The following is a 5,490-nucleotide window of genomic DNA, read 5'->3' on the forward strand; positions in this document are numbered from 1 at the left end:
CGACATATAGCAGCCGCCCCGATCGACTTGCCAAACCACGCTTTGCTCGGCAGCCGATTCGGATTCTGTCAAATTTCCTTTGGCGTCCGTTGCAATCGCATAGATCGGTGACGGACCCCCATGAGCATTGGTGATATAAATGCGATCGTCGTGAACAAACGGAGTCGGAATCGGATTGTCACCGCCTCCTTCGATCCGCCACACCTCGTCGCCGGTTTCCAGGTCATAAGAAACAATCCAAGGCCAACCATTGACAACGACTTGCGTGACGTCATCGTCGGTGTGAATCAGCGCCGTTCCCCAGCTTCGCTCGCAATCATCCAGACGCGACTTTCGCCAAATCTCTTCACCGTCCGACAGACGCAGCGTCACCACGTAAGGATCTGTGGGGTCATCGCAGACCAGAACGACGCGGTCACCGTAAATCGCAGGCGAGCTGGCGTAGCCCCAACCGATTCCGTACTTGCTGACGTTGATGACCCCCAAGTCGCGTTGCCACAGCAGGTTGCCGTCGTGGTCGTAACAATACAGACCTTCGGAACCAAAGAAGGCGACAACATGATCGGCATCCGCAGCGATCGTCGTATTGGCATGAGTCGCCTTGGCATGGCGAGTCGCTTTGGGTTCCCCTTTGCGAGCCACACTGCGCCAAAGTTCCTTGCCCGTTGCTTTGTCGTAACACAGCACCCACCACGTTTGCTCGCCGTTGTCGTCGGCTGCGTCGGTATTGCCATTGCGACCGACATTCAGCGGTGCATCGCCACTGGCTGGAACCGCAGTGGCAAGAAATATCTTATCGCCGATGATCGTGGGACTGGCGTGGCCGAGTCCGGGGACGTCGGTTTTCCAGAGGATGGCGTCGTCGTTGTCGCTTGTCGCATCCCACGATTCCGCAGTCACTTGATCGGTGGCAATACCTCGCCCGCCCGGACCTCGGAAACCTGGCCAATCGTTGGTGACTTCGGCCGAGGCGGATGTGAATAGACATGCAGCCATCAGAAACGCTGCCACGGGAGTGGTCAATTTGCTCATCGATTCTTTTTTCTTTGATTTAGGAACACTCGATTCAAACCATCGGAGTTGGCGACCGCAACATCGGTGAATCCGTCTCCGTCGAAGTCGCCGCTGCACAACCCGTAGGTTGCCGTGTCAGCAGTTCCGAACCGTGTTTCAGCGAACGTCTTCCCCGAATTCGCATTGAAATAGATTGCATGGGGTTGTCCCACGTTGCCGACAACAATATCCGGCAGACCATCATTATTGAAATCAGCCACCGCGACGCAGTACGTTTTTCCGTCATCTCGGCCGATGGAGGTTTGGGTCAGAACGCCGCCGTTGCCGTCACCGAAGAAGACCGAATTGGCTGCGTCGACGTTGCCGACGACCCAGTCGATGTGGCCGTCGGCATTGAAGTCGGCCGCAGCGATGGCTCGGCTGGAGAGATTTTTGGGACCGAAAAGCTTGGGTTTGCGAAAGCCGCCCGAGCCCTCGGCGATCAAGATCGTGTTGGGTTGCCCATCGCGATTGGCGAGCAACAAGTCGAGACGACCATCCTCGTTGACGTCCGCGACCGCGACATCGATCGTCGAATCGTTCGAGCTGCCAAATTCGAAAGCAACAGGAAAGTTCGCGGAACCGTCATTCAGATGGATACGGTTGGGTCGACCGCGACAGGTAACAAGAATATCGATGTCGCCATCGCCGTCGATATCGGCGACCGCGAGACTACGGACGCTCGAGGGGCTACCGAATTCAGATCCCGCCGTGAACACTCCGTTGCCATCATTCAGCATGATCATGCACGGTGCGTTGTCATTGCCGACCGCGATATCGACATCGCCGTCCCCATCAAAGTCGGCTGGCTCGCAAGCGTAGCTGGTTGATCGATCGTCCCCCAGCGGCCGCATGACATTGAATCGGCTGCGACCTTGATTGATGAATACAAAGTTCTGCTGTGGCCAATGACGTCCATTGGCGACGATCAAGTCGATGTCGCCATCGCCGTCGATGTCCGCGTGTCGCACCGCGGCGGAACGGTTCGTCTCGGTCCCCAGAATCAGCCGATCGTTTGAGACGAAGATTCTTTCTTGTCCGCTGCAGTAACCATCAGACATCACCATGATCAGCAACAGGATGGCGGGGATGGGTTGCTTCATCACGGTTCAGTCGTTGGGTGGTGATCGTCGCTGACTCGCTGCGCGATCAAAGCGATCGGTATCATCGTCCATTGTCGGCTCGTCTGCCGCGTGCTCGGCGAGCACGCGGCGTAGTACGAGGACAGCTTAATATCATCAAGCGTTTTGTCACCCTCCATATTGCCTCAAAACTTTCGTGGCTGGGTGTCGCTGTCGCTTGGCCCCTTATTCGTCACCGCGGTCGCCGGATCGGCCTTAACCTCGTCATCCAACCCAAGCACGAACTTCATCCTTGGTGTCGAATCGTACCGTAGGATCGTTATTGGCTGAACGCAATCAGTTTGACGCGCCGCCATCGACTCGCAAGTGTTGACCGGTGATCCATCGGGCATCGTTACTGAGTAAGAATTCAACGACACCCGCGATGTCGTCGGGGTGGCCAAGTCGTTTAAACGGCGACAGATTGCGAAAATACGCTTTACGCTCTTCGCTGCTGTTGGCAAACATTCCCGGCTCGGTCGCACCGGGGCGAACGCTATTGATCGTTATACGTCGTGCACCCAATTCGCGTGACATCGAAACGATCATGGCGTCGATGGCCGCTTTGGTTGCCGAATACAGCCCCGTCCCTTCGCGCGGTCGTTCAGCGAGCTGTGAGGAAACGAAAACGATTCGACCACCCTCTTCGATCCGGCGCGCCGCTTCACGAATCGTCAGATAGGTTCCGACCACGTTGACACTGAGTAGTTTTTGAAAGTCATCGAGGCTCGATTCCACAACCGGTCCGCCGCCGCCGACCCCCGCACAGGCAACGACGCCATGAATTTTGCCAAACTCGGCATTTGCTGCGTCAAACAACTCCGCGACTTGTTGTTCATCACTGAGGTTGCACTTCGCGGCGATCGCACGGCCTCCGGCTGCCTTGATTTCATCGACGATCTTTTCGGCCGCATCGCGGTCACGGTGGTAGTGCACCACCGTATTCCAGTCCGCGTTAGCAAGGTTGCGGCAAATGGCAGCTCCAATGCCTCCCGATCCACCGGTCACGATTACAGTTTTGCTATTTGCCACGGTTGTTGCCATGTCAGAAGAAAGGGGAAGCCATCGTTGGCCCTGGAAACATCCTCATCACAGCAATGAACGACGAGCATACGGACCCGCCACCGCGTGAGAGAACCAGCAATCAATCCCAGACACTGGGGGTGACACGTGGGCTTTCGTGATAATCGGAATGTTGACTGCGATGTTGATCATCGTAACGGATCGAGTGCAAGTAGAGTCCTTCCACCTTGGCTCGGGCCCAATCGGTCTTTCGCAGGAATTTCAAACTGCTCTTGATGCTCGGATCATTGGTGAAGCAGCGAATCCTGATTCGCTGCCCGAGTTCCCCCCAGCCATACTCCGCAACCAAATAATTCAGCATCGACTCGAGCGTGACCCCGTGAAGGGGATTATTGGGTTGCGGGAGCGAACGATTGGGCTGGGTCGGATTCATGGCACCAGTTTAGCGTGAAAGGCGAATCGGTGCGATGGATTCCGAAGCAGGAGCCAAATGGAAGAGTCCCGACAGCGACGGCAGCACATAGCCCACGGCGTAAGCCGTGGGAACGCATTCCACCCCACAGCCATTAGCCCCGGTAGGGGCGACAGCGACGTGCGTGCAGGAGGCTCACGGAAAATCAGCTGTTGAAGTTACGCAGAATACAATCGCGAAGCGCAAGCAAGCCTTATCCATGCAGAGAGTTTTCTCAGTTGAACAGAACAGGTTTGACCCCTTTGATGCGTTGAGCAGAAGGGATTGGTCGCCGAGCAAGCCGCTGAGACCGCAGGCTACGATCCGCCCTTCACTCCCGGCCCGCTACGACGAAATGAAGTGCTGATTCGTTGGAAAAGTGAGGTTCCTGCGGACAAGTCGTAGCGAAACACGCCAAGAGTTTTGACCGCGGTGGCCGCGTTTGCTTTGCCAACGCTCATTTCCGAAGCCGGACACGAACCAAAGATCGGCCGGCGGTTTTGGTTTTTTTGATATCGAACAGATCGATCGCTTCGAACATGTCGCTGAGTTTGGGAAAACCGTAGGTGCGGTGATTGAAGGGTCCTTGGTTGGAAATGTGGGACCCCACGGGGCCGAGCGACGCCCAGCCATCGTCATCGGCAGCATCTTTGACCGCGGTTCGAAGCGTGTTCATCAGTTTCGTGTTCTGTTTCAACGACGACACCGAATGCTCCTTTTTCTTCTGCGGTGTATTGTTGTTGTCGTCTTCGTCCAAATAGATGAAATGGCTACACGCTAACACGAAAGGCTCCGGTGAGGTTTGGCGACCGAATCCGATCACTTGTTTCCCATCCTCACGTATTCGCAGCGCTAGCGGGGTGAAGTCACAGTCGGATGAAACTAGGCCAAACGTGCGGACTTGCTTGGTGTACAGGATGTCCATGGCGTCGATCAATAACGCCATATCGGTCGCATTTTTTCCTTTCACCAAGTCGAAACATTGCGTCGGTGCGATCGCATATTCATGCAGCACTTTGATCCAACCGTCCAATGGACGCTTGGTCCAATTTCCATAGGCCTTTCGGATATTGACGATACCGTAGGTGGCCAGTTCAGAGATGATGAAGTCGATCTTTGCAGCAGGCGCGTTGTCTGCATCAATCAACAACGCGATGCTGTCGTGAAGACTTTTGTCAGGCATGAAGGTGAATCACACAAGAGAAAGAGGAGCAAAGGATTGGGGCAGAGCAGGAGTCGAACGCCGATTCCGGGAATCAAGCGTCGTTGCGATCAGAAGCGTATTTGGCCAATTTCGCCGCTCCCCATCGGTCGATTATAGCGTTGCCAGCGGCCCCAAGGTTTAGTGTGTGATTTGCACCGTCGATGGCTGGATTGGGTCGCGTTGCGAAGGCCTATTCGCAGCAACCGCCGGATTCCTTCAACTGCTGGGCACGAAGCGCATCGTCCCGCAATTCGGGGACCTCATTGAAGCAATCGGTAAGGCAGTCGTATAGCTTTTGCTGAAAACAGGACTGGGCGGGGGCCAGCGAATAGTACGACCAGAGTCCTTCTTTGCGGACGTCGACTAGATGGGCTTTGCGTAGATACGCTAGGTGCCGTGATACCGTGGGCTGCGGCAGTTGCAGGATTTCGACAAGGTCGCCCACGCAGATTTCGTCGTCGACTAGGCGATGCAATATCCGCAACCGCGTGCTGTCGGCGAAGGCCCGAAAGACCGTGTTGATCTGTTCGCCGAGGTCCGCCAAGGCAACGTTCGACATGTTTCCCCGCGAGCGTCGTTTTGTCGTCGAAGTCATGATCGAAGGGCCTTTGCAGATGTGGTTCGGCAGTCGCGTACCC

Annotated in this window: 7 protein-coding genes; all 7 read right to left on the minus strand. The window is 55.8% G+C overall.

From position 1 onward, the window contains the following. Positions 1-1,032 (minus strand): PQQ-binding-like beta-propeller repeat protein (locus ABX962_RS28940; protein ID WP_372724706.1); only part of this gene is annotated, 1,032 nt, incomplete at its 3' end. Continuing rightward, positions 1,029-2,156, minus strand: coding sequence for an FG-GAP repeat domain-containing protein (locus ABX962_RS28945; protein WP_372724708.1), 1,128 nt, complete (start codon positions 2,154-2,156; stop codon positions 1,029-1,031). The genes ABX962_RS28945 and ABX962_RS28940, both read right to left, overlap by 4 nt. Positions 2,157-2,471: 315 nt before the next feature. Next, positions 2,472-3,206 (minus strand): SDR family oxidoreductase, encoded by a 735-nt coding sequence (locus tag ABX962_RS28950; protein ID WP_372724709.1) that lies wholly within the window; start codon positions 3,204-3,206, stop codon positions 2,472-2,474. Positions 3,207-3,318: 112 nt separating this feature from the next. Continuing rightward, entirely contained in the window at positions 3,319-3,630 is a 312-nt protein-coding gene (locus tag ABX962_RS28955; RefSeq protein ID WP_372724711.1) for a VF530 family DNA-binding protein, read from the minus strand. A 335-nt stretch (positions 3,631-3,965) separates the two neighbouring features. Continuing rightward, positions 3,966-4,109: a hypothetical protein gene (locus tag ABX962_RS28960; protein WP_372724713.1), complete on the minus strand. Its 144-nt coding sequence runs from the start codon at positions 4,107-4,109 to the stop codon at positions 3,966-3,968. Further along, positions 4,106-4,831, minus strand: a complete 726-nt coding sequence (locus ABX962_RS28965; RefSeq protein ID WP_372724715.1) for an NYN domain-containing protein — start codon at positions 4,829-4,831, stop codon at positions 4,106-4,108. The genes ABX962_RS28960 and ABX962_RS28965 overlap by 4 nt, the downstream gene beginning before the upstream one ends. A 211-nt stretch (positions 4,832-5,042) precedes the next feature. Continuing rightward, positions 5,043-5,490: ArsR/SmtB family transcription factor (locus ABX962_RS28970; RefSeq protein WP_372724717.1), on the minus strand; the 448-nt coding region annotated here is incomplete at its 5' end.

Source organism: Novipirellula sp., assembly GCF_041583735.1.
GTDB lineage: Bacteria > Planctomycetota > Planctomycetia > Pirellulales > Pirellulaceae > Novipirellula.

Excerpts from the sequence above, each read along its gene's own strand:
- ABX962_RS28955 (WP_372724711.1), bottom strand. The coding sequence starts at position 3,630 with ATGAATCCGACCCAGCCCAATCGTTCGCTCCCGCAACCCAATAATCCC.
- ABX962_RS28965 (WP_372724715.1), bottom strand. The coding sequence starts at position 4,831 with ATGCCTGACAAAAGTCTTCACGACAGCATCGCGTTGTTGATTGATGCA.
- ABX962_RS28945 (WP_372724708.1), bottom strand. The coding sequence starts at position 2,156 with ATGAAGCAACCCATCCCCGCCATCCTGTTGCTGATCATGGTGATGTCT.
- ABX962_RS28960 (WP_372724713.1), bottom strand. The coding sequence starts at position 4,109 with ATGAGCGTTGGCAAAGCAAACGCGGCCACCGCGGTCAAAACTCTTGGC.